Here is a 25,590-nt window from a genome sequence, read left to right on the forward strand (position 1 = left end):
CGCGAGCGTGCTCGCTCCTACAGTGGGACGGTGTCGCTGAGATAGACAGGGTTACTCCGGCTCCTGGTCTTTCTCGGCACCGATCGTAGCTTCAATCGCCCGCACGCTGATCGCCGCAAAGATCGCGGTCATCAGTACGCCGTTGAAACCGAGGATAATTGCCAATACCCGAGAGATCGGCAGCTTGGGCACAAGCTCGCCGTAGCCGATGGTCAAACCGGTCACGAAGCCAAAGTAGATACCGTCATAGGGCGCCCAGCCTTCCAGGTGACCGATGATCAGCCCGAGCGCGACGATCAGGGCAATCAATATGGAAAAGATCGGCCAGACCACGCGAAAGTAGAACCATACGGCTTTGTAGAATTCACGGCGGACGTTTTTTGAGCGGATGAGGTTCATGTCATGGGTTTCCTCTGGATTGCCTGGGCGACAGGCGATTGGGCACCAATGAGCTTGGCACAAGTGCCAGAATTTGCCGCTCGACTTTCACTTGCGAGCAACCGAGCGCTGCCCGTCAATGAACGCAAACCTGGCTGGATGCGCACGACAGTGAGAAATCCGCTGATCCATCAGCGGATTTCCCCTGCCCTGCTCGCCGTCGGCATGGCGCTCAGCGGTTTGTCTTGCCATGACTATGGCAAAGATAAGCCCGCCGATGCTATCCAGAATCCGCCTGCCACCGAGGTAATGACAGGCTTATCCCTCCCCGGCAGCGCATGCACTCAAAGAGGCAGCGCCCGAGGATGTGAGGCTCAGTTGGTTTCGCTTTCGCGGATCAGCTTTTTGTTGATCTTGCCAACGCTGGTCTTGGGGATTTCGGTGACGAACTTGAACTGCTTGGGAATCGCCCACTTGTTGATGCGACCGCATTCAACGAAGGTCTGCAGATGGGCTTCGAGGATCTTGCGGTCCAGGTACTGGCCAGGCTCGCACACCACCAGCGCCATCGGGCGTTCGCCCCATTGCTCGTCGGCAATACCCACCACCGCGACGGACATGACAGCCTCGTGCTCGCTGATCAGGTTCTCAAGGTCCAGGGAGCTGATCCACTCGCCGCCAGTCTTGATCACGTCCTTGATGCGGTCCTTGATTTCCACGCCACCCATGGCGTCGATGGAAGCCAGGTCGCCGGTGTGCAGCCAGCCGTTTTCCCAGAGCTCGGCGCCTTTTTCCGGCTCCTTCAGATAGCCTTGGGTCAGCCATGGCGCACGCACAACGATCTCGCCCAGAGACTCACCATCGTGGGCGACGTCTTTGCCATTGCCGTCGACGATTCTCAGGTCGACCATCGGCACCGGCGTGCCAGTCTTGATGCGGATCGGCAGCTGACCTTGCATCGGCAGCTTGAGGTCTTCATCACGCAGGTAGGTCAGGCACAGCAACGGGCAGGTTTCCGACATGCCGTAGCCGGCGTGTACCACCATGCCTTTGGCGCTGGCGTCGCTGGCGATGCCGAGGGTCAGCGCGCTGCCGCCCAGGAGCATTTTCCAGCCGTCGAAACGGGCGGCCTTGCCTTCCTCACAGTTGAGGATCATTTGCAAAATGGTCGGCACGCAGTGGGAGAAGGTCACCTTCTCTTCGCGGTGCAGCCGGACCAGGCTGTTGGGTTCATAGCGGCCAGGGTAGACCTGCTTGATGCCCATCAGGGTCGCGACATAAGGCACGCCCCAGGCATGCACGTGGAACATCGGCGTGATCGGCATGTACACGTCATCGGAGCGCAGCAGTGGCTGGCCTTGATAACCACCCAGGGTACCGGCGGCATTGAGGGTGTGCAGAACCAGTTGGCGATGGGTGAAGTACACCCCTTTTGGCGCGCCGGTGGTGCCGGTGGTGTAGAACAGGGTCGCCACCGAGTTCTCGTCGAAGTCCGGGAACTCGTACTGGTCCGACGCCGCGCACAGCAACTGCTCGTATTCGCCCAGTACCGGCAGCGAAGTCTCGGCGGCGCTGTCATCGGTGAGCTGGATGAAGCCTTTGACGGTGGTCAGGCGATCCTGAACCTGCTCGACCAGCGGCAGGAAGTCATCATGCACCAGCACCAGGTCGTCCTCGGCGTGGTTCATGGTGTAGAGCACCTGATCCGGGGACAGGCGAATGTTTACGGTGTGCAGCACCGCGCCGATCATCGGTACGGCGAAGAAGCATTCCAGGTAGCGGTGGCTGTCCCAGTCCAGCAGGCCCACGGTGTCGCCGGCTTTAACGCCGGCTGCCGTCAGCGCATTGGCCAGGCGGCGGATGCGCTGGTTGAGCGTCTTGTAGCTGTAGCGCAGTTTGTCGGCGTAGACGATTTCCCGGCCCGGCTCGTAGCGCTCACCGGACAGCAGCAGTTGCTTGATCAGCAAGGGATAGGTGTAGGCACCGTCGGCCGGCGGGATTATTTTTGTCGCCATCATGGGTATTTGTTCCTGATCCTTTCTATGCGTAGGCGCAGTTCTTAGAACTGCGCTGCATCCAGTTGATAGAGGCAGTCGCTGCCGGCCTTGGCCGATGCGCTCAACGAGTGAATGCGCGGCAGCAGGCGGGCGAAGTAGAAGCGCGCAGTGGCCAGCTTGCTGGTGTAGAAGTCGTCTTCGCCTTGCTTGTCCTTGGCCGCCTTGGCCATCAGTGCCCACATGTAGGCATAGGCGGTGTAGCCGAACACTTGCAGGTACTCGACCGAGGCCGCACCGATTTCATTCGGGTTCTGTTGAGCGCGGTCCAGCAGCCATGCGGTCAGGTCGTCGAGGGTGTCGACGGCGGCATTCAACGGCTGGATGAACTCAGCGAGGTCGGCGCTGGCGCCGGCGGTGAAATCGCGAATCTCGGTGGCGAACAGTCGATACAGTGCGCCGCCGCTGCCGACGATCTTGCGCCCGGCCAGGTCCAGGGACTGGATGCCGTTGGTGCCTTCGTAGATCTGGGTGATGCGCACATCACGCACCAGTTGCTCCTGGCCCCACTCGCGGATAAAGCCGTGGCCACCAAACACCTGCTGGCCGTGGATGGTGGTTTCCAGACCCATGTCGGTGAGGAACGCCTTGGCCACCGGGGTCAGCAGCGCTACCAGTTCTTGCGCGCGGGTACGGGCTGCGGCGTCTTCGCTGTACTTGGCGATGTCCAGTTGCAGGGCCACGTAGCTGGAGAATGCACGACCGCCTTCGTTCAAGGCTTTCATGGTCAACAGCATGCGACGTACGTCCGGGTGGACGATGATCGGGTCGGCGGACTTGTCCTTGTTCTGCGCACCGGTCGGCGCACGGCTTTGCAGGCGGTCACGGGCGTAGGCCACGGCGTTCTGGTAGGAACGCTCGCCTTGCGCCAGACCCTGGATGCCAACACCCAGACGCTCGTAGTTCATCATGGTGAACATCGCCGCCAGGCCCTTGTTCGGCGCATCGACGATCCAGCCGGTGGCGCCGTCGAAGTTCATCACGCAGGTAGCGGAGGCCTTGATGCCCATCTTGTGTTCGATCGAACCGCAGGACAGCGCGTTGCGCTCGCCCAGGGAACCGTCGGCATTGACCAGCACCTTGGGCACCAGGAACAGCGAGATACCTTTAGGCCCGGCCGGTGCGTCCGGCAGGCGTGCCAGGACCAGGTGGATGATGTTCTCGGTCAGGTCGTGCTCGCCACCGGTGATGAAGATCTTGCTGCCGCTGATCGCGTAGCTACCGTCGGCCTGGGGTTCGGCCTTGGTGCGGATCAGCCCCAGGTCGGTACCGGCGTGGGCTTCGGTCAGGCACATCGAACCGGTCCAGGTGCCGGCGTACATGTTCGGCAGGTAGGCGGCCTTGAGCTCTTCGCTGGCGTGCGCCTTGATCGACAGGCAGGCGCCCGCCGTCAGCATCGGGTACAGACCGAAGGACAGGCTGGCCGAGTTGACCATTTCCTCGACCTGCGCCGAAATGGCCTTGGGCATGCCCATGCCACCAAACTCCGGATCACCACCCACACCCACCCAGCCGCCTTCGGCGAAGGCCTGGTAGGCCGCGGCAAAACCGTCCGGCGCAGACACAGCGCCATTGCTCCAGGTGCAGCCTTGCTCATCGCTGCTGCGGTTCAGCGGGGCAATCACTTCACCAGTGATTTTCCCTGCTTCTTCAAGGATAGCGGCAGCCGTTTCTTCGTCGATCACATCGGCCAGGCCAGGCAACTCGGCCCACAGACGGGATACGTCAAAAACCTCGTTGAGGACGAAGCGCATGTCGCGCAATGGAGCTTTGTATTCAGACATCGTTACTTACTCGGAAATTGTCATGGCATTGGTAACGCCGGGACGTTGAGACATTTCGGTGTTATCGGCTGGTTCGTCTGCGTCATCTACATCAGGCATCGGCACACGTTCGCGCAGCAGGAAGTACGACAGCGCCGGAATCAGGATCAGCGCACCGAGCATGTTCCACAGGAACATGAAGGTCAGCAGGATGCCCATGTCGGCCTGGAACTTGATCGGCGACCAGACCCAGCACACCACACCGGCAGCCAGGGTGATGCCGACCAGACCAACCACGCGGCCGGTGAACGACACCGCATTGCGGTAGGCCTGGGACAGCGGCATGCCCTGGCGCTGGAAGTGCAATTGCACGCTGAGCAGGTACAAGGCGTAGTCCACCCCGATACCCACCCCCAGGGCGATTACCGGCAACGTTGCCACTTTCACGCCGATGCCCATGGCCACCATCAAGGCTTCGCAGAGGATCGAGGTCAGCACCAGCGGCAGCAATGCCACCAGGGTCGCCCGCCAGCTGCGGAAGGTGATCAGGCAGAACAGCGTCACCGCCGCATACACGTAAAGCAGCATGGTGTGGTTGGCTTCGCGCACCACGATGTTGGTCGCGGCCTCGATGCCGGCGCTGCCGGCGGCGAGCAGGAACTGGCGATCCTCGGTGCTGTTTTCCTTGGCGAACTTGTCGGCAATCGCCACCACGGCATCCAGGGTTTCAGCCTTGTGATCCTTGAGGAAGGCGATTACCGGCATCAGCGAGCAGTTGTTGTTGAACAGCTCCGGCGAGTTGACCGAGGCTTGCTGGGCGGCGTAGTTCAACACGTCCTGGTTGCGCTGGATGCTGTTGAGCTTGGGGTTGCCTTCGTAGGTACCGGCAGTGATCTGGCGCACAGCGTTGACCAGCGAGGAGGTCGCCTGCACGCCCGGGTACTGCTGCAGCTCCCAGGCCAGGCGGTCGGCCAGGACCAGGGTCTTGTAGTTCAGGCAGCCTTCCGGGGCGGTCTTGATCATCACCGCGAACAGGTCGCTGGACAGTGCGTAGTGGCTGGTAATGTAGGCGTTATCGATGTTGTAACGCGAGTCGGCGCGCAACTCCGGCGCACCGCTTTCCAGGTCGCCGATTTTCAACTGCAGGCTGACCATGAAGCCGCCGATGCCCATCAGCAACGCGACCAGTACCGCACCGGTGGCCCACTTGCGCGTGGTGAAGCGATCGAGCATCTCCCACAGTTTGCCAAAGCCTTTGTTGCGTTCGGCACGGTTGTCGATTTTCAGCGCGCGCTCGGCCGCCTTGGCGCCAACGCCGACGTAGGACAGCGCCACTGGCATCAGCAGCAGCGAGGTGAAGATCAATACCGCGACACCGATACTGGCGGTGATGGCCAGGTCCTGGATCACCGGGATGTCGATCAGCATCAGCACGGCAAAACCCACCGCATCGGCGAGCAAGGCGGTCACACCGGCAATGAACAGACGGCGGAAGGTGTAGCGCGCAGCGATCAGCTTGTGGGTGCCACGGGCGATGTCCTGCATGATGCCGTTCATCTTCTGCGCGGCGTGGGACACGCCGATGGCGAAGATCAGGAACGGCACCAGTACCGAGTACGGGTCGATGGCGTAGCCCAGCCAGGCGACGATGCCCAGTTGCCAGACCACCGCGATCAGCGAGCAGCCGACCACCAGCATCGTGCTGCGCACGCAACGGGTGTAGGCGTAGATGATGACCAGCGAGGTGATCACGGCCAGGCCGAAGAACATCATCACCTGGATCAGGCCGTCGATCAGGTCGCCCATCAGCTTGGCGAAACCGATCACCCGCACCTTGTACTTGCCCTTGCCCTCTTCCCCGGATTTACGCGCGGCGCTGTCGCCGGCATATTCGATCTTGTCGCGCAATTGCTCTTCGAGCATCTGCGAAAAGGCGTGGTAGTCGATGCGCTGGCCGCCCGCAGCAGCTTTATCGAGCAGCGGCACGATGAGCATGCTCGACTTGAAGTCGCTGGCCACCAGGCTGCCGACGATGCCGGCGCGGGAGATGTTCTGGCGCAGTTGTTCGATCTGTTCCGGCTGCCCCGAGTAGGTGTCGGGCATTACCGGGCCACCCTGGAAGCCTTGCTCGGTGACTTCGGTCCAGCGTACTGCCGGGCTCCACAGCGACTTCATCCAGGCGCGGTCGACACCTTCGGTGAGGAACAACTGGTCGTTGACCTGCTTGAGCACGTCCAGGTACTCGGGGTCGAAGATATCGCCCTGGGTGTTTTCCACCACCACCCGCACCGAGTTGCCCAGGCCGCGCAAGGACGCGCGGTTCTCGAGGAAATTCTGGATGTACGGCTGGCTCTGCGGAATCATTTTTTCGAAGCTGGGACGCAGCTCCAGGCGGGTCACCGCCATGAAGCCCAGCACCACGGTGGCCAGCGCCATCAGCAGCATGAACAGCGGGCGGAAGTTGAACACCAGGCGTTCCAGGCGATTGCCGGAGTTCTGGTCGAAATCGCGCAGGTCGCGGATCACCGGCATGGCTTCTTGTTTTATGTTGCCCATGACTGGGTTCTCGCTCTTAGGGTTCGAGGTCTGGATCGACGGACAGCGCCTGGACGCCACGGCTGCCTGCCACCACCAGTGCGCCAGCAGCGGACTGCGTTGCGCCGGCTATGGGGGTCGGTGCCGGTTTGCGCACCAGGTGCAACTGCTCGCCGCTGCCTTGGCTGACCAGCATCTGCCCACCCTGGGTGAACAAGCGGTACTTGCCGCTGGCATCGACCAGGCCGGAGGTAATGCTGACGTGCAGGCCGGTATCCAGTGCGGTCCAGCTTTGGCCGCCATCGGTGCTGCGCAGCACGTTGCCGCGCAAGCCGTACACCAGCACTTCGCCCGGCTTGCCGAGCACGCCGAAGAAGCTGCCTTGATACGGTGTTTCCAGGACGGTGAAGCGCTGCGCGCTTTCGTCCCATTTGAGTAGCAGGCCCTGCTCGCCGGCGATGTACAAAGCGTCGCCGGTGGAGGCAATGGCGTTGAGATGGAAACCCTGTGGGTTGTCGGTGCGGTCCTGGAACGGGGTCCAGGTCTGGCCGCCATCCTCGGTGCGCAGGATCAGGTTGAACACGCCCACCACATAGCCGAGCTTGTCGTTGGCGAACCACACGTCGAGCAGCGGTTTGTCGGCGCCCTGTTCAACCAGGCGCTGGCCTTCGGCGACCAGGTTGAGCCACGTTTCGTTGTCCGGTTCGGCAGTGGCCAAAGCGGAATAATGTTTGATCAGCAAATCGCCGATCTGACGGCCATCGAGCTGCTTGGCCCAGGTCGCGCCGGCATCGCTGCTGTGCAGCACCACGCCGTCGTTGCCCACTGCCCAGCCTTGGGTAGCCGTTGGAAAACTCACCGCCGTAAGGTCGGCGCTGACTGGCACAACGGCCTGTTGCCATTGCTTGCCGGAATCGTCGGAAAACAGGATGTGACCGCGCTGGCCAACCACCACCACGCGTTCGCCCGCACGGGCTACGCCGGACAGCGGGCTTTTACCCGCCAGGGCGCTGACCTTGGCTGGCAGATCCAGGACGTCGACATAATCGGCGGCCTGGGCGGCACCCTGCAGCAGGCAGAGCACAACACCGAGGGTCAGTTGCACAATATTATTTTTATACGAACACATACTGCGTCCTCTTCAAAACTGCTTCGCCTTTCTGTAGGAGCGAGCATGCTCGCGATGGTCGTTAACGATGACGCGGGATGTCTGGCTCCCCGCGGGGATCTTGCGTGCATCGCGAGCATGCTCGCCCCTACAGGTCCGTCGCCTTTCTGTAGGAGCGAGCATGCTCGCGATAGACGTTAACGATGACGCGGGATATCTGGCTCCCCGCGGTGATCTTGCGTTCATCGCGAGGAGACTTGTTCCTACAATTGAGCTTGCTTAGCGAATGCCGGCGCCCGCCAGGGATTCCGACGACCACTGAGCCTTGGAGAGCGGATCGATGTACTGGATGCCGCCGTACGGGCCGACTACACCGTTGATGTTGTAGGAACCGCCCACCAGGTCATAGATCATGAACGGCGTGGCGTCCGGTACCTGCTTGTCATAGCTCTGGCTGAGGAAGGCGAACGAACCACGGTACAGCTGACCACGGGCGTCATACTGATCCGAGGCCAAAGCGCTCCAGCTGTCTTCGTCGAGGTAGAAGCGACGCTTCTGGTAGATGTGACGAGCGCCAGCCTTCAGATTGCCCTCGACCACCCATACGCGGTGTTTCTCCCAGCGCACGAACTCTGGAGCCAGGTGGTTCGGCGTCGTGATCGACTTCGGGTCCTGGACGTAGGTCAGCTTGTAGGTGTTGTAAGGCACGTACATTTCCTGCTTGCCGACCACCTTCCAGTCGTAGCGATCCAGCGCACCGTTGAACACGAAAGCGTCGTCATAGGTGCCCGCGCCGGCGGTGCCTGGGTTAGGCGTGTCGTAGGCCAGGTTCGGTGCCAGCTTGACGCGGCGCTGGCCCGGCAGGTACTGCCAGGCGCGACGTGGCTGTTGCAGCGGGTTGGCGGCGTCCTTGAGCATCATCGCTTCGCCGGCCCGGCGTGCAGGACCGGTGTAAGCCAGCTTCATCTGGTAGTACACATCGGAGCCGCTGATCGGCTGCGACAGGTTCTCGTAGATCGGATAGGAGATGAACGCCTGCCCGGTAGTGGCCAGGCTCGCAACGCCGGCGGAGTCAACGTTCCAGGAGTCGTACTTGGAGCTCATGCTCACACCCTGGTAACGCAACAGGAAGTTCCACATGGCTTCGTTACCCGACTGAGGAATCGGGAACGGCACACCAGGCAACACGTTGTCGATGGCCAGGCCACCTTCCAGTGCCTTGGCACCGGTGGCGTTTTTCACGCCATTGTCCAGCACCGCCTTAGGCAGCGAGACGGTACGGTGAGTAGGGTATACGTTGACGTGGAAGCTGGGGAAACGCTTGGCCAGCTCCACGGTGGTGGCGGTGAGCATGCCCTTGTACTGATCGACGTTCTTGCCGTCGATCACCAGCACTGGCTTCTCGTTCACAAAAGGATCCGGACGCATGCTGTCACCGGCCTTGAAACTGGCAGGCGGGGTGGTCAGGCCACCGTCGTAGGCAGGGATGGAGCCATCGGCATTGCCGGCTTTTTCAGCGCCGACCAGGGTCAGGCTGGTGCCCAGCTTGGCGGCTTCCTGAGCCGATACAGAGGCCTGTGCCTGGCCGGCGAGGATCATCGCCAGCGAAGCGGCCAACACGGTTTGTGCAAATTTCATCTTGTTATTCTCCTGCTTACATTAAGTAAGAAGTGGTGCATCAAAAGGTGGTTTTCATCGTCAGGTAAACAGCGCCACGGTCTTCAGTCGTAGCACCACCACCGGAGAAGGCTGAGTAGCCACCGGCGTAGCAGGCGTAGTTTTCGTTGCCGCTGAAGGCGTTGGGTGTCGAGCCGTCACCACCAGTTGGTCCGGTGCTCACACCACTGTTGTTGCACTTGTCGGCCTTGCCGAAGGCGTCCACGTACTTCAGGTCGACAAAGTATTTGTTGTACACAACGGCACCCATGCCGACTGCGTAGTTACCGGTGTCCTTGGCACCGCCACCGGAGACCGGCGACACACCATCAAGACCGATGTTGATCGACATCGGGGCGTTGAGGTCGACACCCGGGAATACCTGGTACCAGGTCGGTGTGAAGTTAAGTGCCAGGCCCCAGTTGTCGCGGGTCGCCTTGTCGATGCCGCGATAGGTATCCTTGCCTTTGTAGAGCGCCTCGTTTTTGCTATCGAGCTTGAGCAGGTTGCTGTAGTACAGCTCTGCGAGCACAGTCGCCGAGTCAAACACAGGCGTTTTCGGCAGGGTCATCAGACCGTTGAGCGTCCAGTGCAAGGTGTCGCCGGTGGCGGCCATGCTGTCGCCATCTTTGGGCGTGTCGTAAATCACACCGGTGGCGGCGGTACGTGCCGGCAACAAGCCAAGCCCTCTGCCCAGACCCAACGGACTGGTGCTGCTGACAATCGCCGGAATACTGGCCAGCGGCATGTTGTGACGAACGTTCAGGTCCGAACCCACGCTCACCCCGCCCACATCCTTGGACAGGCTCAGGCCGACGATCTTGATGTCGTCAGCATAGGCCATCTGGTAGGTGGCGGTGTTCAGCGAGTTGAGGATGTTGACCACGCCTGGCACTGCGCCTGCCGGCGGGGTGCCGTTGGCGCTGGCCGACGTGACGCCGCGGGCATCCAGCCAGGCTTGCGGCAGGATTTCCGATGTTTCGCGGTAGTAGACGCCGAGGGTGCCGTCCAGCCAGGCTGGCGACCACTTGGCCATGACGCCCCAGTCGCCGCGCTTGTCCGGCGTCAGGTCATTGCCGCGACGGACGTTGGTCAGCGCGTTGCACGGGGCCACGCCACAACCCAGCGGGCTGCCCGGAACGATGCCGTTGGTGTTGCCCAGCAGGAACGACTGCGCGCCGGTGCCCACCAGGTCGGAACCGCCGTAATAGGTGCCAGCTTCCGGCAGGCGCGCGGCATCCCAGTCGAGGAAGTACTGGGCGCCAATGGTCAGCTCTGGATTGACGGTGAAGGTCGTCGACAGCTGGTTGCGCGGTACGAACAGTTCCTTGGCTTCAGTACCCGGTGACGCGGCCAGCTTGGCCAGGTCGAGGCCGGACTGGCCGTAGCTGATCGAGTGCACCGGGTTGAGAATGGTCTCGCCCCAGAACACGTTGTGCTGGCCGGCCTTGAAGCTCAGCAGCGACTCTTCGCCCACTTCCGTGCTGTAGAACACGAAGGCGTCGAGGATTTCGCCGGACGGGCCGGTGTAATAACGCTGGGCATAGTTGCTCAGGTGCGAGCTGCCGTTACCGACGTTGTCATTGACGACCCCGGCCAGACGTGGATCGTTGGCGACCAGGCCCGAGCGTGCATCGTTGCCGTTGACGAACGGGTTGGAGTTGGAGCCGGTGTTCTCGTAGGCCTTGTCGTACCAGGTGGCAGCACTGACGCGAAAGCCCATGCTGTTCTTGTAGACCACATCCATCTCGGTCAACAGGTCGATACGGTTGGTGATGTTGGTGCCGGCCTTGCGGAAGTTGTAGTCGCCGTCGTTGTTGTTCGGCGATGCCAACATGCGTTTGTCGGCACTTTCGGTGCGCACGCCGTAGTTGTACTTGACGGTGTTGTCCAGACGCGCAGTCCAGTCCGGGTTGCCGGTGTCGATTTCTACCCCATGAGCGAGCGGCATGTACGCCGCCATAATGGCCGAAGCCAGCACGGTGTAACGGGCCGCAGTGAAGCCATGACTCTTATTGTTGTGCGTGTTGTGCATTGCGTTGTCTCCGCCATTTTTTTTGTTTTAAGCGCAGCTGCCCTCCCGCAATCCCATCGGGACTGCGCTTTCAGGAGCGAGGGCAAAACGCCGGCTGGCAAGGGGCCAGACCGGCTCCTGTACTAGCGGTCCAGCTCCAGAATGAGCTCTTCAGCCTGGGGCCAGGGGCCAAATCCTGCAGCCGGATTGAGATGGCCGACGTCACCCAGATTGAGCAACTCGGCGCCCCAGCATTTAGCCAGGTCAGTGGCAGCATCCAGGCTGGCCAGGTAATCGTTGGTACTTGCGGCCACGATGCTGCGAAACGGCAGCGGGGCTTTAGGAAGAGGGTCCCAACCGCTGCTGCGCAGGGTTTCAGGGGAAGGGTAGTTTGCCGGCCAACTGGCATCCAGATCCGGTGGTGCGGCCAGCAGGGCGCCCTTGATCGGGCGGCTGAAGTGCGCAGCCCAGTGGGCGACCATCAATACGCCGGCACTGTGGGCGACCAGAATCACCGGACCGTCGATTTGTTCGAGTTCGTGCTGGATCGCCCGCACACGCGCCATGCAATCGAGCTTGTCGGTTTCCAGTGGCGGAACACTGCGTACCTTGCTCAGCCTGGCTTCAAGCAACGTCTGCCAATGTTCGGCAACGTGCTCGCGCAGACCGGGTACGATCAGAACGGTGGCAGCGGTTTGCAGTTTGTCCACGTCAATACCTTTCGCTTTCTCGATAACTCGACTGGCTCTTTTGCCAGGGGCTTTTTGTAGTGTCGACATTAAAGAGCGGCCACCCCTGGCGCTTTACATTGGACGTCAGGCACTTTTCTTTTGATGACAAATTGTCGGACACTTGTCGCCCGCGACCACCGGTCAAAAAAACCGCTGGTGCGTGACAAGCCGCTGTAATCAATGGATCAAGCACCCTTGAAGCAGCAGCGTAGACGATTCGGAGCACTCAGGCGTGCGCGCGTTGGACCATTTCACAACTGTTCAATCGCCAAAGCGCTGGATATAGTCGCCACACTTATAACTACAATTACGCCAACCATATTGGCCAAGGAAAGACCTTCGCATGACCAAGCTTGTTCGCGCCGCCGTCTTGACCAACTACCTGGAGGTTACCCAGTACCTGGGGTTCAACCCCCGTGAGGTATTGGCCGGCGTTGGCCTGAGCAGGGCCCAGTTGATGGCACCTGAAACGCGCATCCCCATCGATACCGCGGTGCGCCTGCTGGAAGACTCGGCTGTCGCCAGCGGCTGCCAGAGCTTTGGCCTGAACATGGCCGAATCGCGTCAACTGTCGGACTTCGGGGTGGTCAGCCTGCTGCTGAGCCATCAGCGAAGCCTGCGCGACGCCTTGCAGGTGGTGCTGCATTATCGGCACCTGATGAACAATTCTTTAGCCATTTTCGTTGAAGAAGCCGGCAAGATGGTGATCATTCGCGAAGAAGTGGTCACCGACTCTTCAATGCCCAGCCGCCAGGCTACGGAGCTGGCCATCGGCGTGATGTTCCGCCTCTGTGCCGCGCTGCTGGGCAGCCACTGGCACCCCTACAGCGTCAACTTCATGCATCAGGCTCCCGACAACCTTCAGCTACATCGCCGCCTGTTTCACTGCAACCTGGAGTTCGGCAGCGAGTTCAATGGCATTGTCTGCCCCAATACCAGTCTCGACATGGCCAACCCCCATGCCGACCCGGCCATGGCGCGCTACGCCCAGAGCTACCTCGACTCGCTGCAGGGCGAGGAAAACACCTCAATGCTGTTTGAGGTGCGCAAGGCCATCTACCTGCTGCTGCCCATGGGGCGTGCGACCATCGAACAGATTGCCCAGAGCCAGGGCATGAACGTGCGCACCCTGCAACGCAGGCTCAAGGACGACGGCTGCGCCTTCAACGACGTGATCAACGACGTGCGCCGCGACCTGGTGCTGCGCTATCTGGAAAACCCGAGCTACCCGCTCAGTCGCATCGCCGACATGCTCGGCTACTCCATGGCCAGCTCCTTCACCCGCTGGTTCATCAACCAGTTCGGCATGCCGCCGGCGGTTTGGCGCAGTACGCACAAACCGGGCGTTGTGAGGTTTCAGGCAGACGCGGCAGATCCCGACCCGGAACAACCCCTGTAGGAGCGAGCACGCTCGCGATGGTCGTCAACGATAACGCAGGCTTTCTGGATGCCCGCGACGCGCTCGGTTTTTTTCGCGAGCGTGCTCGCGCCTATAGGTTTTGCGCTTTTCCCGCTTGCGCCATCCGGCGTCATATTTGCAGCAACCGCTAATTCACCCTTCTTGTCCCTGTGTTTCCCGGGGCTGCGTAACGAACTCGCAAAAAAAAACGGCGACTGCTGGTACAGTCGCCGCAAAGGCCGGTGTTTGTGACACCGGCCAAGAGCTTCACTGCGACGAGGAGTCAGTCAAGTGAAGCCCTGCCATCAGGTGTATTACCGTCGAGCTCTCAAGCACCCCAGTGCAGCAACAGCAGCACCAGCAGTACCAGGAACACCGTCTCCCCTACCATCAACAGGATCGGCTTGATTCCGACCGCCGCCAGTTCCTTGAGGCGGGTCTTCATGCCCAGGGCACTGATGGAAATCACCAGGCACCAGCGCGACAACTCATTGACCCCGCCCTGCACTGCCGGAGCTATCCAGCCCGTGCTGTTGATGCACGCCAGGATCAGGAATCCAACGGCGAACCACGGCAGCAGCGGCGGACGCTTGCCAGTCGGGTCGGCGCCTTGCATCCGGGTAATCATGGCCGCGGTGACGATCACCGGCAGCAGCATGGCGACACGCATCAGCTTGACCACGGTGGCCGTGTCACCGGTCTCGGTCGACATGCTGTAACCGGCGCCGACTACCTGGGCGACGTCGTGGATGGTGGCCCCGAGGAACACCCCGGCCAGCTGCGGCGACAGCGAAAAATAGTTGGCGATCATCGGGTACACGATCATCGCCAGGGTCGACAGTGCCGACACCCCGATCACCGTGAACAAGGTCGCGCGCTCTTTCTGCGGATGGTTAGGCAAAGCCGCTGCCAGCGCCAACGCCGCCGAAGCGCCACAGATCGCAGTCGCACCGCCGGTGAGCATGCCGAACAGACGCGAGAAGCCCAGGAACTTGGCCGCGATCACCGAGACACTGATAGTTACCACCACCAGAATCACCACCAGCGCTACCGGCTTCCAGCCCAGTGCCGCCATCTGCTCAAGGGTGATGCGCATGCCCAGCAGGGCTACGCCAATGCGCAGTACCGTACGGGCAGTGAATTCGATGCCGGCCTTGCAAGGGCCTTCAGACGCCAGGAAGTTCAGCGCCATGCCCAGCAGCAAGGCAAACAGCATGACCGGCGCACCGTAGTGCTCGGACAAAAACGAAGCGGCAGCCGCAACGATCAGGCTGACGATAAAACCCGGCGCCAATTCGCGCGTGCGGGCATGGAGACGGGTGAGAGCGATGGCGCTCATGGCGCGGACTCCTCGGTAACGATGACGATAAACGCCTGGCCGTCGATGATCTCGACCGGGTAGTTAGCGACTTTCAGCTGGGTGGAATTGAGCAGATAGCCGCTCTGCAGATTGAAACGCAGGCCGTGGGCACAACATTGAATCACCCGGCCTTCAAGGCGACCGCCACACAGCGAGGCACCTTGATGGGGACAGCTGTCATCGATGGCGAACAGCTCGCCATCGACATTGAACAGTGCGAGGCTTTTGTCCTCGAACTCGAATAACGCACGGCCACCGACCTGCGGATGCTTGCTGGCAGGAACGGGAATACGTCTGCTCATGCCGGATTCCGCTTGCGTTCACTGTCGCGCAAGGCTTCGCCCATAGCCGCGAGCAATGCCTCGGCAGGCTGTGCGCCGACGACTTGCAGGCGGCCGTCGAACTGAAAACTCGGCACGCCACTGGCAGCAGCCGGATGACTGTCATAAGGGCTGGCATCGCCCAGCAGGCAGTCAGCCACGGTGTCTGCGTCAACACCGCACGAGCGGGCAATGGCGATCAGGGTTTCACGGCAACCCAGATCCTCGCCGTTGTGGAAATACGCTTCAAACAGTCGCTCGATCAATGCGTCACACTGGGCGGCAGTGCCCTGCGCGTTGACCCGCTCCAGCAGACGATGAGCGTCTGCTGTGTTGGGCATCGTCTTGATACGACTGAAGTCGATGGACACCCCGACAGCACTTGCGGCCATTTTCACCTGAGCCTGGCGCATACTGACAGCATCGGCACTGCCCAGGCGCTTGAGGTAAAAGTCGGCAAAGGGTTCGCCTTGTGCCGGCATGTGCGGCAGCAATTGCACCCCGTGCCACACGGTGGTGATCTGCACGTCCGGCTGGCTGCTGCGCAACATTTCTTGCGCACGCTCCAGCTGGCGCTTGCCGATCAGGCACCAGGGGCAAATGAAATCGATAAACACATCTATACGTAAACTACCGCTCACAACTTCACCTCTAACGCGGCGCCACTGACGGAGTCAGTGACGCTCTCACCCTTTAATCGGGCGATATCTTTTTGGTAATGACACTTGGCATAAAAGAACACGGCCGCTGCCGCAATGCTGATCAGGGGCACCACTTGAAACGCCGCGTGCAGGCCGATCAGGTCGGACAAGCGACCAGTGATGAACGGACCAGGCGCCAGGCCCAGCAAGTTGTTGGCCAGAGTCAGGGTAGCGAACGCCGTACCATGCACCGAGTAATGGGTCAGGTTGGCGACCATCGCCCCGCAAGGACCAGTGGTACCCGCGGCAATCAGCATGCCCAGACAGATCAAGCCCAGTTGCGCAGGCCCCGCCGGCAAGGCGAATGCCGCCGACAGCAGCAGGCAACTGCCCAGACAGAAAGCAATGGCCAGGCTGACCTTGCGCTCCGGCGAGTGACGGCACAGGCGGTCGCTGAGCATGCCGCACAGGATCATCCCGGCGCCGCTGCACAACACGATGATTGCGGCGATACCGCCCGCCTTGCCCGTAGGCATGTCGTAATAACGGTTGAGATAGCTCGGAATCCACACGATCACCGTGCCACCCACAAACAGCTGCAAACCGCTGCCGACGTAAGTCGCAATCACTGAACGGCTGGACCACAGCGTGCTCAGCGGACGCTTGACCGCTGCCACCTTGTCCATCGCCCGGGCAGCACGCTGCGGAGCAATGCGCGCTTCCTTGACGATGATCGGGTAAAGCACCGCCAGGCACAGGCCAAACAGCGCCATGCCGGCAAACGACCAGCGCCAGCCCAGCTTGGCAGCAATAGCGCCGCCCAGGGCCATGCCCAGTACCGAGCCGAACATGCCACCGGCCATGAACGCACTGGCGAGGGTGGCGCGCATGTGCTTCGGAAACACCGAAATCACTACCGCGATACCCACGCTGCCGTAGGCAGCTTCGCCCACGCCGACCATGAAGCGGGCGATGAACATTTGCTGGTAGTCCTGCGCCAGGGCGCAGCCCAGGGTGGCCACACTCCACAGCATCGCCATCAGCGCCAGGCTCTTGACCCGACCGAAACGGTCGGCCATCAGCGACAGCGGGAAGGTCAGCAGGCCGACCATCAGGGCGACGATGCCACTGAGCAGACCAAGCTGACTGTCACTCAGTGCCCACTCGCTCTTGAGCAGCGGGAACACCGCGTTCAGCACCTGGCGTGACATGTAATCGGAAATCAACAGACCGAACGTCAGTGCAAAGACGATCCAGGCATACTTACGCGCTACGGTGACACAACCGGAGTCGTCATCGTCTGCGGCGATCGGTGTAAAGGCCATGGGGCCTCCTCAAGCTTTATTTATTGTTGTTATCCAGCGTATTACTTTTGCAGCGAACGGGAGGTCGTCGACCTCCCGTCCTCGCTACCGGTCAGCCGCGTTGCGGCACACCTTTCTGCCCAGCCTTGCGGTTGGGGGCCATGCCGTTGGCCAACAGGGTTTCTTCGATGGAGTTGTACTTCTCGCCGATGCGATAGATAGCACGGGCTTCTTTACCATTGGCGATTTCGCGACCCAGCTCGTGAGCGATGCGCACGGTCTGCTTGATCTGCGCCACCGAGCCGAAACGAGCGCCCTTATGGTCAATGATAGTGTCTTCATTGCCTACGCGCGGGTGCAGACCCATGGACATCGCCATGGTGTTGAACGGCAGCACGTTCTTGAGCAGCGACTCGGAGGTCAAGGTGCAACCGTTCGGAACGCGGTGGATGAAGTTGAAGAAGTTGAACGGGTTCGGACCGTCGAAACCGCCGCCGATGCCGATCCAGGTCAGGTTCATCGGACCCTTGTAGAGGCCTTTGCGTACCAGGCGCTCAAGGGTTTCCAGGGCATGGATGCCGGTCAGCTGGAAGTGCGGCTGGATGTCGTTGTCCATCAGGCGCTTGAGGTGCTCGATCACCCAGGCCGGGCCGGCTGGCACGGTCATTTCGCTGTAGGCCGCCTGGAAGGCAGGGTTGGCCAGGGAAGTACCTTCCAGGTATTCCGGATACAGCAGTTCCATGATGTTCATCTGGGTGGTGTTGATCGCCACCGTGACCTGATCCGGTTTCGGGGTCAGCTCGGCCAGCATGTGGCGGGTGTCATCGGACAGCCACTTGGCGGCTTCGCCATCGCTTTCTGGAGCGAAGGAAATCGAACCACCGACCTGAATGATCATGTCCGGCACTGCTGCACGCACACCGGCGATCAGCTCGTTGAACTTGGACAGACGTTTGGAACCCTTGCCGTCCAGTTCACGCACGTGCAAGTGCAGAACGGTGGCGCCGGCGTCATAGCACTCGACCGCTTTCTGGATTTGTTCATCCATGGTCAGCGGGATGTCTTCAGGGAAGTCTTCTGGCATCCACTCAGGGCCGTACGGGGCCACGGTGATAACCACTTTCTCCATGTTTTCGGGGTGCAGGGAATCGTCGAAAAATTGCATGGATTACTCCTATTTTTATGATTGTCCGCCCGCCCGGGGATACCAGGCAGACTGTAGTCGAATGCTATTGCTGAAGGGTCGATCAGAATGTCTTGTCGCCGATGATCCCGGCGCGTTCCATCTTGCGATGGCATGGCGGGTAATCCATGACGGCGTAGTGCTGGGTACTGCGGTTGTCCCAGATAGCGATGGAGTTAGGCTTCCAGCGCCAGCGCACTTGATATTCCGGGATGTAAGCCTGGCTGACCAGGTAACGCAGCAGCTCACCCGCACCCGGATTGGCATCCTGGCCGAACCGCACCCGATCAGGGGTGTGGTAGTTGCTGAAGTGAGTGGTGAAGGCGTTGACGAACAGCACCTTCTCCCCGGTTTCCGGATGGGTACGTACTACCGGGTGCTCGGCATCCGGGTACATCGCCTTGAGCGCCAGACGCTTTTCGATCGGCATGGCCGCACCAAAGCTCGCTTCGATGCTGTGGCGGGCGCGCAGGTCGGCAATCTTCAGCTTCACGTCTTCCGGAAGGCGGGCATAAGCCTCGACCATGTTGGTCCACATGGTGTCGCCACCAACCGGTGGGCATTCGACGCAACGCAGCACACAACCCATTGGCGGCGCTTCGCGCCAGGTCGCATCGGTGTGCCAGGCGTTTTCGTAACGATCCATCGGCTGATCAGGGTTTTTGTAGATACGCACCAGACCCGGATGATCCGGATCGCTGCCAGCTACCGGGTGATCTTCCAGCTCGCCGAAACGACGGGCGAAGGCCACGTGATCGGCGCGGGAGATGTCCTGGTCGCGCAGGAATACCACGCGATGCTTGAGCAACTGGTCACGGATCTCGGCAAACAGACCATCGTCATGTACCGCATCGGCCAGGTTGACGCCGATCAGTTCGGCGCCAATGCTGCAGGTCAATTGTTCGACTTTCATGGCTGGCAGCTCCTTAAACGACGAAAATCGACGAGCCGGTGGTCTTGCGAGACTCGAGATCGCGATGGGCTTGCACCGCGTCCTGCAACGCGTAGTGCTGGTTGATCTCGATCTTGATGCGGCCGCTGCCGACGTGGTCGAACAACTCGCCAGCCAGTTCGGCTTTTTCGGCCGGGTCGCTGATGTAGTTGGCCAGGGCCGGACGGGTCAGGAACAGCGAGCCTTTCATCGCCAGCATCACTGGGTCGAAGGCCGGGATCGGTCCGGACGCGGTACCCACGCAAACCATCAGGCCACGGGGTTTCAACGAATCCAGCGAACCCATGAAGGTGTTCTTGCCAACGCTGTCGAACACGACGTTGACGCCCACGCCATCGGTCATCTCGCGAACGCGAGCGGCGACGTCTTCATGGCTGTAATTGATCGTATGGTCGCAACCGTGAGCGCGGGCAATTTCAGCCTTCTGCTCGGTCGACACGGTGCCAATCACGTTCAGGCCGAGCAGCTTGGCCCACTGCGAAACGATCAGGCCAACACCGCCGGCGGCAGCGTGCAGCAAGATGGTGTCGCCAGCCTTGAAGTCGTAGATGCGACGCATCAGGTACGAAGACGTCAGGCCGCGCATGGTCATGGCAGCGGCGGTCTCGAAGCTGATGGTTTCAGGCAGCTTGATCAGCGGTGCGGCCGCGATCAGGCGCTCGGTGCTGTAGGCGCCGAGGGTATTGAGGAAACCGGTGTAGGTAACGCGGTCGCCGACCTCGACATTGGTAACACCTTCGCCGACGGCCTGGACTACGCCAGAAGCCTCGACGCCCATGCCGTTAGGCATCGGGATCGGATAGGTACCATTGCGGAAGTAGGTGTCGGCATAGTTCAGGCCCACAGCTACATGACGCAGACGGACCTGGCCAGGACCAGGATCGCCGACCTCGACGTCTTCATAACGTAGAACCTCGGGACCACCAGTTTCGTAAAAGCGTACGGCTTTGGCCATTTTTCTTGTTCTCCAATCTGCAATGTAGGCGTGCGGCATCGAATTGCGCTGATTGGACTGTAAGTTGACGCCTGCTGCGATGCTTCTCATCAGACGACAATGGCTTTTCATTTCGTGACAGGCGTGGCGGCACCCTCCGGCGCCGCGAAGCTACTCGACCTGAATCGGCCCGCGGGTCCCGGCATCGCTGTCAATCCAGTAGTCTTCGTTGATTAACCGTCGGTCGCCCTGAATCGTGAAAGTGAGCTTGCCCTGATGGAATTGCAGCGTGCCATCGGTGCGTTTGGCCTTGACCCGTTCACCATTGACCCAGACGCTTTCCCTGGAGTCGATGCGAATGGTGGCGACGGTCGCGCCAGCGTCACTTTTGGCGACCCACTGCCCGGCATAGGGGGTCGGCGCGGTTGTGGTGTCGGTGGTGACCGGCGCCTGGTTGCTGAACCCGGCCTCGGCATTTTGCGCCTTGGTCTTGTGGATATCACAGCCCTCGAGCTCGCTCACCTGGGTGCAACCGGATGCCTCCAGTTGTTTGCGATACTTGTCGTTGATGGCGTAGGCCGGGGACTGGGCGAATAGCAAAATAGCCAGTGCCGGCAGGATGACTTTGTTCATGAATCCCCCTCTTGCGATCGACATATTACCGAACCCTCACACAGGGCGTGGCAGCTTCACGTTAGCCTGTCCCGCCACCACCTGCGTTATCATCGCCCGCCTCTACCCTCTCGAGTCTTGAACCCGGATGCCCGCACCGCTGCCACAAACTGAAGATCATGCCCTGCCACCCGTCCTCGTCGGCCCGCTGTTGCGGCGCCTGGAGCCCCGGCGCCTGGTATTGTGGCTGGTCGGGTCGAGGACACTGGCGCTGACCTTGCGGATACAAGGTAGCGCCGATATCCGCCTCGATGCCAGTCAGTGTACGGTCATTGCGGTCGGCGCCCATGCCTTTGTGCATCTGATCGATGTGCATCTCGATACCGCCCTGCCCTGTGACGAACTGATCGAGTATGACCTGCTGATAGACGACGAGCAGGCGGGTATCGCCGAGTGGGCGCCTCATCTGCTGTACGGCGATGCCCGATGCCCGACCTTGGTTTTGCGCTCGCGGGTCGATCAGTTGCTGCATGGCTCCTGCCGCAAGCCTCATCACCCGGCTGCCGACGGCTTGCTGTGCGTCGATCGGTTGCTGGCAGAACAACCTGCAGCCCACGACCGCCCGGCGCTGCTGATGATGACCGGCGACCAGGTGTATGCCGACGACGTAGCCGGGCCGATGTTGCGGGCGATTCATGCCTTGATCAAACGCCTGGGCCTGTTTGAGGAGCACCTCGAAGGTGCGGTGGTCAGCGACAGCGCCAAACTCTACGAGCACCCTGCCAGTTACTATCACCGCGCGGATCTGTTGCCGGCGCTGCAGAGCAACGAAACCCTGCGCGAGCGTTTTTTCGGCGGTGCACGCAAGCCGATTTTCACCAGCAGCAGTGCCGACAATCACCTGGTGACGTTCGCCGAAGTCATGGCCATGTACCTGTTGGTCTGGTCGCCGACTCCCTGGACCTTGATCACGCCACAGCCCCCTGCCCTGACGCCGCAACGACGCGAGCGTTATGCCGCTGAGCAGATTTGCATCGATTCTTTCACCCGCGGCCTGGGCAACGTCGCCCGGGCACTGGCGCATCTGCCGACGCTGATGATTTTCGATGACCACGATATTACCGATGACTGGAACCTTTCCGCGCAATGGGAGGAAACGGCCTACGGCCATCCATTCTCCCGGCGCATTATCGGCAACGCGCTGATCGCTTACATGCTGTGCCAGGGCTGGGGCAACCATCCCGATGCATTCACTACCGTGCTGGAGAAGGCCGCCGCACTGAGCGCCAGTGGCGATGACCGCTACCTCGACAGCCCGGTTCAGGACGACTTGATCAATGACCTGCTGAAGTTTCAGAACTGGCATTACCTGTTGCCGACCACCCCGGCCGTGCTGGTGGTCGACACCCGTACCCGGCGCTGGCGCAGCGAGATGAACCTCAAGCAACCGTCGGGATTGCTGGACTGGGAAGCCCTGAGCGAACTGCAGCAGGAACTGCTCGACCACCCGAGCGCGATCATCGTTTCACCCGCGCCGATTTTCGGCGTCAAACTGATTGAGACCGTGCAGCGAGTGTTCAGCTGGTGCGGTTATCCGCTGCTGGTGGACGCAGAAAACTGGATGGCCCATCGCGGTGCGGCGCAGGTAATCCTGAATATTTTCCGACACTCGCGTACGCCGGGTAACTATGTGGTGCTGTCAGGCGATGTGCATTATTCCTTCGTCTACGAAGTATTCATACGACACCGCAAGGGCGGGCCAAAAATCTGGCAAATCACCAGCAGCGGCATCAAGAATGAATTCCCGCGCAACCTGCTCGAATGGTTCGACCGTCTCAACCGCTGGTTGTATTCCCCACGCTCACCACTGAACTGGCTGACCAAACGCCGGCGCATGCGCATCGTGCCGCACATCCCGGAACATGCCGAAGCGGGCGAACGGCTATGGAATTCGGCAGGGATCGGCCAGGTGTTCTTCAATGATCAAGGCCAGCCCGAAGCGATCTATCAGCACAACTCGAACGGCTCGCCGAAGACCCGGATGGTTGCACCGCAACAGCACGACTGACGAATCTGTCGCAGGTACTCCCGCGCATGAAGACGAATCTGCCACCCCCGAACAGCCTGGACCTGCGCCGAACCCTGATCATCGGCAACTCCGGCTCCGGCAAGAGCTGGCTGGCCAGCCGAATGGCCCGGTCATTGAAGGTGCCGTGGATTGATCTGGACCGGATTCACTGGCTGTCCGACAAACACAGCATCCCCCGCCCCGGCTCGCACGTGCTGGCCCTGGCGCGGGTAGCGGCCGATGAAGAGCGCTGGGTGATCGAAGGGGTGTATGGCTGGATCATCAGCGAAATCATCCACCGCGCCACGACGCTGATCTGGCTGTGCGTCGAGGATCAAGAGTGCGTGGCCAACATTCGCCAGCGGGAAACAAAGGACGATGATCGATTGCTCGCCATGCTGGAGTGGGCCGCAAGCTATCGAAGCCGTGAGGGGGACAGCGGCTATGCAGGTCATCGGCGGTTGTTCAATGGTTTTGGTGGCTCAAAGATACAACTGGCAGGACGGGATGAGATGGCAGGTTTGATCTGCTCACTGCGGCAGACCTAGTGATCCATGCCCCGGAAGTTCAAATCGGAATGGGACTACAACGGTCACGGAAACGTCCCGAAGTGATTTCGACGATACTCAGTGCAGGCATTGGTGCACCCATTTCCTGACGACCACTGAGAGGTATCGCCTTGTCATCCTGTACTCATTTCTGTACGTTCTTAGCATCAAGCGAGGACTACAACATGCAAACCATCAACTACACCACCGCACGCGCGCATTTGGCAGAGACCATGGATAGGGTCAACGAGGACCGCGCCCCTTTACTGGTGACTCGCCAGAAAGGCGAACCGGTAGTGATGATGTCACTGGCGGAATACAACTCACTGGAAGAGACCGCCTACCTGCTGCGTTCGCCAGCCAATGCTGCACGGTTAATCAAATCGATCGGCAACCTGCGGGCAGGGAAAACCAAAGCCAGGCAACTTATTGAAACATGAATATCGAGTTCACTTCCGAAGGCTGGGAGGACTACCTCTGGTTCCAGCAAAACGATAAGGCCGGCCTCAAACGAATCAATTTACTGATCAAAGCCATTCAGCGCGAACCGTTCGGCGGCCTTGGAAAACCTGAACCGCTCAAACATAACCTGAGCGGTTTCTGGTCTCGACGGATTACGGCTGAACACCGGCTGGTCTATACCATCGAAGAGGGTGAAATGCGCATCGTCATGTGCAGATATCACTACTGATCCGCTGCAGGAGCCGCTTTCACAACCTGGCTCACCCCTCTGACAATCATCTCCACCTCCCGCTCATCAATCGTCAGCGGCGGCAGCAGGCGAATGATCTGCCCGCGCGTCACGTTGATCAGCAAGGCATGATCCCTGGCGGCGATCAGGCTCAGGTCGCGGATCGATTGCTTGAGTTCGATACCGATCATCAGGCCCTGCCCGCGGATCGCTGATACGTTGGGTTCATCCGCCAGTTCCATGCGCAATCTGTCGAGCAGTCGTTCGCCCTGCAGCCGCGCATTATCCAGCAGCCCTTGTTCTTCGATAATCTCCAGCACGGTGCAGGCCACCCGGCAGGCCAGCGGATTGCCGCCGAAGGTGCTGCCATGGCTGCCAGGGGTGAACAGTTCAGCGGCTTTGCCCCGAGCCAGGCAGGCACCGATGGGGATGCCGTTACCCAGGCCTTTGGCCAGCGTCATGACGTCCGGGACGATGCCTTCATGCTGGCAGGCAAACCACTGGCCGGTGCGGCCGATGCCGGTCTGGATTTCGTCGAGCATCAACAACCAGGAGCGCCGGTTGCACAATTCGCGCAGGGCCTTGAGATAACCGGGCGGCGCCAGCTGCACACCGCTTTCACCCTGTATCGGTTCCATCAGGATCGCCACGATCCGCGAGCCATGTGTCTGTTGCACCCGTTCCAGGGCTTCGAGGTCGCCGAACGGCACCTTGACGAAATCCCCCGGTAATTTGTTGAAGCCCAGCCTCACCGCCGGGCCGTCGCTGGCCGACAGGGTGCCGAGGGTCCGGCCATGGAACGCGTTCTCCATGACCACCACCAGCGGTTGCTCGATGCCTTTGTGCCAGCCATGCAGCCGGGCGATTTTCAGCGCGGTTTCGTTGGCCTCGGCACCGGAGTTGTTGAAAAACGCCCCGTCCATGCCCGCCAGCCGAGTCAGCTTCTGCGCCAGCCGCTGCTGCCAGTCGATGCTGTAGAGATTGGACGTGTGCAGGAGGAGCCCGGCCTGCTCGCTGATGGCCGCGACGACTTTCGGGTGGCAATGCCCGACATTGGTCACCGCCACGCCGGCGACCGCGTCCAGGTACTCACGACCGGCCTGGTCCCACAGGCGTGTGCCCAGGCCTTTGGTGAAGCTCAAGGCCAGGGGTTGGTACGTACTCATCAGGCAGGCGGCGGTCATGACATCAAGCTCCAGCAAGGGTCGTGGGATCCTTGTAGGAGCGAGCATGCTCGCGATGGTCGTTAACGATAACGCGGGTTTACTGGCTAAACGCGGCGCTCTTGAGTCCATCGCGAGCATGCTCGCTCCTACAAGACTTTACGGCAAGGGTCGGT

At 60.8% G+C, this 25,590-nt stretch carries 22 protein-coding genes; 5 read left to right on the top strand and 17 right to left on the bottom strand.

Annotated elements, in window-relative coordinates:
* Nucleotides 1-51 precede the first annotated feature (51 nt).
* The 8 genes from KW839_RS22615 to KW839_RS22650 form a co-directional block, all read right to left on the bottom strand.
* Nucleotides 52-399 (bottom strand): potassium channel family protein, encoded by a 348-nt coding sequence (locus KW839_RS22615; RefSeq protein ID WP_218425571.1) that lies wholly within the window; start codon nucleotides 397-399, stop codon nucleotides 52-54.
* 353 nt (nucleotides 400-752) lie between these two features.
* Nucleotides 753-2,396 carry a fatty acid--CoA ligase gene (locus KW839_RS22620; RefSeq protein ID WP_218425572.1) on the bottom strand — a complete coding sequence of 548 codons (1,644 nt, stop codon included), beginning with the start codon at nucleotides 2,394-2,396 and terminating at the stop codon, nucleotides 753-755.
* A 41-nt stretch (nucleotides 2,397-2,437) separates the two neighbouring features.
* Nucleotides 2,438-4,216: an acyl-CoA dehydrogenase C-terminal domain-containing protein gene (locus KW839_RS22625; protein WP_060543078.1), complete on the bottom strand. Its 1,779-nt coding sequence runs from the start codon at nucleotides 4,214-4,216 to the stop codon at nucleotides 2,438-2,440.
* 6 nt (nucleotides 4,217-4,222) lie between these two features.
* Nucleotides 4,223-6,751 (bottom strand): RND family transporter, encoded by a 2,529-nt coding sequence (locus KW839_RS22630; protein WP_218425573.1) that lies wholly within the window; start codon nucleotides 6,749-6,751, stop codon nucleotides 4,223-4,225.
* Between the two features lie 16 nt (nucleotides 6,752-6,767).
* Nucleotides 6,768-7,859 carry a YCF48-related protein gene (locus KW839_RS22635; RefSeq protein WP_218425574.1) on the bottom strand — a complete coding sequence of 364 codons (1,092 nt, stop codon included), beginning with the start codon at nucleotides 7,857-7,859 and terminating at the stop codon, nucleotides 6,768-6,770.
* Between the two features lie 258 nt (nucleotides 7,860-8,117).
* Nucleotides 8,118-9,476 (bottom strand): DUF1329 domain-containing protein, encoded by a 1,359-nt coding sequence (locus KW839_RS22640; RefSeq protein WP_218425575.1) that lies wholly within the window; start codon nucleotides 9,474-9,476, stop codon nucleotides 8,118-8,120.
* A 40-nt stretch (nucleotides 9,477-9,516) separates the two neighbouring features.
* Nucleotides 9,517-11,529 (bottom strand): DUF1302 domain-containing protein, encoded by a 2,013-nt coding sequence (locus tag KW839_RS22645; RefSeq protein WP_060543074.1) that lies wholly within the window; start codon nucleotides 11,527-11,529, stop codon nucleotides 9,517-9,519.
* Nucleotides 11,530-11,651: 122 nt separating this feature from the next.
* Nucleotides 11,652-12,218, bottom strand: coding sequence for an alpha/beta hydrolase (locus KW839_RS22650; RefSeq protein ID WP_060543073.1), 567 nt, complete (start codon nucleotides 12,216-12,218; stop codon nucleotides 11,652-11,654).
* Nucleotides 12,219-12,582: 364 nt separating this feature from the next.
* Between KW839_RS22650 and KW839_RS22655 the strand changes: the two genes are divergently transcribed.
* A complete protein-coding gene (locus KW839_RS22655; RefSeq protein WP_060543072.1) occupies nucleotides 12,583-13,638 on the top strand; it encodes an AraC family transcriptional regulator in 1,056 nt (351 codons plus the stop codon).
* 328 nt (nucleotides 13,639-13,966) lie between these two features.
* Here KW839_RS22655 and KW839_RS22660 read toward each other — a convergent pair whose 3' ends face one another.
* The 8 genes from KW839_RS22660 to KW839_RS22695 form a co-directional block, all read right to left on the bottom strand.
* Nucleotides 13,967-14,977 (bottom strand): YeiH family protein, encoded by a 1,011-nt coding sequence (locus KW839_RS22660; protein WP_060543071.1) that lies wholly within the window; start codon nucleotides 14,975-14,977, stop codon nucleotides 13,967-13,969.
* Nucleotides 14,974-15,300, bottom strand: coding sequence for a Rieske 2Fe-2S domain-containing protein (locus KW839_RS22665; protein ID WP_060543070.1), 327 nt, complete (start codon nucleotides 15,298-15,300; stop codon nucleotides 14,974-14,976). Before KW839_RS22665 ends, KW839_RS22660 begins: the two co-directional genes overlap by 4 nt.
* Nucleotides 15,297-15,959 (bottom strand): DsbA family oxidoreductase, encoded by a 663-nt coding sequence (locus KW839_RS22670; RefSeq protein ID WP_060543069.1) that lies wholly within the window; start codon nucleotides 15,957-15,959, stop codon nucleotides 15,297-15,299. The genes KW839_RS22665 and KW839_RS22670 overlap by 4 nt, the downstream gene beginning before the upstream one ends.
* Complete coding sequence (locus tag KW839_RS22675; RefSeq protein ID WP_060543068.1) at nucleotides 15,956-17,284, bottom strand: MFS transporter; 1,329 nt, start codon at nucleotides 17,282-17,284, stop codon at nucleotides 15,956-15,958. Before KW839_RS22675 ends, KW839_RS22670 begins: the two co-directional genes overlap by 4 nt.
* Before the next feature lie 91 nt (nucleotides 17,285-17,375).
* Complete coding sequence (locus KW839_RS22680) at nucleotides 17,376-18,428, bottom strand: 3-keto-5-aminohexanoate cleavage protein (RefSeq protein ID WP_060543067.1); 1,053 nt, start codon at nucleotides 18,426-18,428, stop codon at nucleotides 17,376-17,378.
* An 82-nt stretch (nucleotides 18,429-18,510) separates the two neighbouring features.
* Nucleotides 18,511-19,359: a TauD/TfdA family dioxygenase gene (locus KW839_RS22685; RefSeq protein WP_218425576.1), complete on the bottom strand. Its 849-nt coding sequence runs from the start codon at nucleotides 19,357-19,359 to the stop codon at nucleotides 18,511-18,513.
* Between the two features lie 13 nt (nucleotides 19,360-19,372).
* Nucleotides 19,373-20,353 (bottom strand): quinone oxidoreductase, encoded by a 981-nt coding sequence (locus tag KW839_RS22690; protein WP_060543065.1) that lies wholly within the window; start codon nucleotides 20,351-20,353, stop codon nucleotides 19,373-19,375.
* Nucleotides 20,354-20,503: 150 nt separating this feature from the next.
* Nucleotides 20,504-20,965, bottom strand: a complete 462-nt coding sequence (locus KW839_RS22695; RefSeq protein WP_218425577.1) for a hypothetical protein — start codon at nucleotides 20,963-20,965, stop codon at nucleotides 20,504-20,506.
* Between the two features lie 127 nt (nucleotides 20,966-21,092).
* Between KW839_RS22695 and KW839_RS22700 the strand changes: the two genes are divergently transcribed.
* From KW839_RS22700 to KW839_RS22715, 4 genes are all read left to right on the top strand, one after another.
* The gene (locus KW839_RS22700) at nucleotides 21,093-23,012 is read left to right on the top strand and encodes an alkaline phosphatase D family protein (protein ID WP_218425578.1); all 1,920 of its coding nucleotides are present in this window, start codon (nucleotides 21,093-21,095) and stop codon (nucleotides 23,010-23,012) included.
* Between the two features lie 56 nt (nucleotides 23,013-23,068).
* A complete protein-coding gene (locus KW839_RS22705; protein WP_060543190.1) occupies nucleotides 23,069-23,560 on the top strand; it encodes an adenylate kinase in 492 nt (163 codons plus the stop codon).
* Between the two features lie 185 nt (nucleotides 23,561-23,745).
* Nucleotides 23,746-24,000 carry a type II toxin-antitoxin system prevent-host-death family antitoxin gene (locus tag KW839_RS22710; RefSeq protein WP_082457593.1) on the top strand — a complete coding sequence of 85 codons (255 nt, stop codon included), beginning with the start codon at nucleotides 23,746-23,748 and terminating at the stop codon, nucleotides 23,998-24,000.
* The gene (locus tag KW839_RS22715) at nucleotides 23,997-24,251 is read left to right on the top strand and encodes a Txe/YoeB family addiction module toxin (protein ID WP_060543062.1); all 255 of its coding nucleotides are present in this window, start codon (nucleotides 23,997-23,999) and stop codon (nucleotides 24,249-24,251) included. The genes KW839_RS22710 and KW839_RS22715 overlap by 4 nt, the downstream gene beginning before the upstream one ends.
* Here KW839_RS22715 and KW839_RS22720 read toward each other — a convergent pair.
* The gene (locus KW839_RS22720) at nucleotides 24,245-25,435 is read right to left on the bottom strand and encodes an aspartate aminotransferase family protein (protein ID WP_218425579.1); all 1,191 of its coding nucleotides are present in this window, start codon (nucleotides 25,433-25,435) and stop codon (nucleotides 24,245-24,247) included. The two genes, KW839_RS22715 and KW839_RS22720, sit on opposite strands and share 7 nt — an antisense overlap.
* Nucleotides 25,436-25,590 lie beyond the last annotated feature (155 nt).

This window comes from Pseudomonas sp. PDM31 (assembly GCF_019218965.1).
Taxonomy (GTDB): domain Bacteria; phylum Pseudomonadota; class Gammaproteobacteria; order Pseudomonadales; family Pseudomonadaceae; genus Aquipseudomonas.

Bases quoted from the DNA above. Each gene is read 5' to 3' on its own strand.
- KW839_RS22615 (WP_218425571.1), bottom strand. From the start codon at position 399: ATGAACCTCATCCGCTCAAAAAACGTCCGCCGTGAATTCTACAAAGCC.
- KW839_RS22620 (WP_218425572.1), bottom strand. From the start codon at position 2,396: ATGATGGCGACAAAAATAATCCCGCCGGCCGACGGTGCCTACACCTAT.
- KW839_RS22625 (WP_060543078.1), bottom strand. From the start codon at position 4,216: ATGTCTGAATACAAAGCTCCATTGCGCGACATGCGCTTCGTCCTCAAC.
- KW839_RS22630 (WP_218425573.1), bottom strand. From the start codon at position 6,751: ATGGGCAACATAAAACAAGAAGCCATGCCGGTGATCCGCGACCTGCGC.
- KW839_RS22635 (WP_218425574.1), bottom strand. From the start codon at position 7,859: ATGTGTTCGTATAAAAATAATATTGTGCAACTGACCCTCGGTGTTGTG.
- KW839_RS22640 (WP_218425575.1), bottom strand. From the start codon at position 9,476: ATGAAATTTGCACAAACCGTGTTGGCCGCTTCGCTGGCGATGATCCTC.
- KW839_RS22645 (WP_060543074.1), bottom strand. From the start codon at position 11,529: ATGCACAACACGCACAACAATAAGAGTCATGGCTTCACTGCGGCCCGT.
- KW839_RS22655 (WP_060543072.1), top strand. From the start codon at position 12,583: ATGACCAAGCTTGTTCGCGCCGCCGTCTTGACCAACTACCTGGAGGTT.
- KW839_RS22660 (WP_060543071.1), bottom strand. From the start codon at position 14,977: ATGAGCGCCATCGCTCTCACCCGTCTCCATGCCCGCACGCGCGAATTG.
- KW839_RS22665 (WP_060543070.1), bottom strand. From the start codon at position 15,300: ATGAGCAGACGTATTCCCGTTCCTGCCAGCAAGCATCCGCAGGTCGGT.
- KW839_RS22675 (WP_060543068.1), bottom strand. From the start codon at position 17,284: ATGGCCTTTACACCGATCGCCGCAGACGATGACGACTCCGGTTGTGTC.
- KW839_RS22680 (WP_060543067.1), bottom strand. From the start codon at position 18,428: ATGCAATTTTTCGACGATTCCCTGCACCCCGAAAACATGGAGAAAGTG.
- KW839_RS22685 (WP_218425576.1), bottom strand. From the start codon at position 19,359: ATGAAAGTCGAACAATTGACCTGCAGCATTGGCGCCGAACTGATCGGC.
- KW839_RS22690 (WP_060543065.1), bottom strand. From the start codon at position 20,353: ATGGCCAAAGCCGTACGCTTTTACGAAACTGGTGGTCCCGAGGTTCTA.
- KW839_RS22695 (WP_218425577.1), bottom strand. From the start codon at position 20,965: ATGAACAAAGTCATCCTGCCGGCACTGGCTATTTTGCTATTCGCCCAG.
- KW839_RS22700 (WP_218425578.1), top strand. From the start codon at position 21,093: ATGCCCGCACCGCTGCCACAAACTGAAGATCATGCCCTGCCACCCGTC.
- KW839_RS22710 (WP_082457593.1), top strand. From the start codon at position 23,746: ATGCAAACCATCAACTACACCACCGCACGCGCGCATTTGGCAGAGACC.
- KW839_RS22715 (WP_060543062.1), top strand. From the start codon at position 23,997: ATGAATATCGAGTTCACTTCCGAAGGCTGGGAGGACTACCTCTGGTTC.
- KW839_RS22720 (WP_218425579.1), bottom strand. From the start codon at position 25,435: ATGACCGCCGCCTGCCTGATGAGTACGTACCAACCCCTGGCCTTGAGC.